Source organism: Shimia sp. R11_0, from assembly GCF_017744035.1.
GTDB classification, from domain to species: Bacteria; Pseudomonadota; Alphaproteobacteria; order Rhodobacterales; family Rhodobacteraceae; genus Shimia; species Shimia marina.
Genome location: NZ_JAGHQY010000028.1, coordinates 1 through 839 on the forward strand (window position 1 = coordinate 1; position 839 = coordinate 839).

1 protein-coding gene and 1 pseudogene are annotated in these 839 nt (G+C 53.2%); both read right to left on the minus strand.

The window, feature by feature from the left end:
- Positions 1-240: 240 nt before the first annotated feature.
- A complete protein-coding gene (locus tag J7382_RS19850; protein ID WP_209070719.1) occupies positions 241-600 on the minus strand; it encodes a hypothetical protein in 360 nt (119 codons plus the stop codon).
- Positions 597-839 (minus strand): annotated as a pseudogene (locus J7382_RS19855) (integrase); the annotation flags it as partial. The pseudogene J7382_RS19855 and the gene J7382_RS19850, both read right to left, overlap by 4 nt.

The window sequence follows — 839 nt, forward strand, 5'->3', positions numbered from 1 at the left end:
CGGTGCCCTCCACATTGAGAGCGTCTACAATGGAGAAGGTCTAAAGCTATACTTGGCAAAAGGAATACAGCCTATGTATGGCGATCTTTGGGGTATTAGGCATGAAGACATGGGTAGGATCGCCCATAGGCGTGCAGACACTAGCCGAAATCTTGGGCCCAGCGTACGTGCGCCAATGATTGCTAGATACAAGCAAGGAAGAGTGCGCCAAGCTGCATAAGGCAGCCCAATTTCCGAACGTTAGGCAATCTCAGCTTGTGGGCCGCTGTGAATCTTCACCCTTGCCCATGATATCCTGAGTTCTTGATACTCGATAAAAGCCCCTGTTTCTTTACCGTTGGATATCTCACGTTGTGTGGTCGTGACCCACTCAACGGTGTATCCGCCGCTCTTTAGGTTCTCCACTAACAGCTTAGCCGCCTGTGTATCTTTGAGGTTGGCCGCAAGGTTTTGGCCAATGCGTACATGCCCCAATCCTTGACCACAGGCACGAACAATCTGTTCTTTGACAGCTTCGTACCCAAAGAGCTCCTTGGCCGTCTTTTCACGGCTCTTGTTCATCGTCTCGATGACCTGAACCACATCCGCCGTTTTGTTCATCCTAAATATGCTTTCGTTACATCAATGCGGCCATGGCCGAGCTCTTCAGCAATAGTCATGCGGGCGTCGCGGTCTGTGCGCCTCTCAGCCTCTGTGAGCGCTTTAGTAGCCTTCCCGCCTGCCTTGGGGCATGGGCGCCCTGTAAGGGCCTTGTAGCGCCACTGTGCGTAGCCATGGCGCAACCCGTGCAGGTTGCTCATGCCCGCCTTCAAAGCTTGATACTCAAACGCCTTGCGGTG

Bases quoted from the DNA above. Each gene is read 5' to 3' on its own strand.
- J7382_RS19850 (WP_209070719.1), bottom strand. From the start codon at position 600: ATGAACAAAACGGCGGATGTGGTTCAGGTCATCGAGACGATGAACAAG.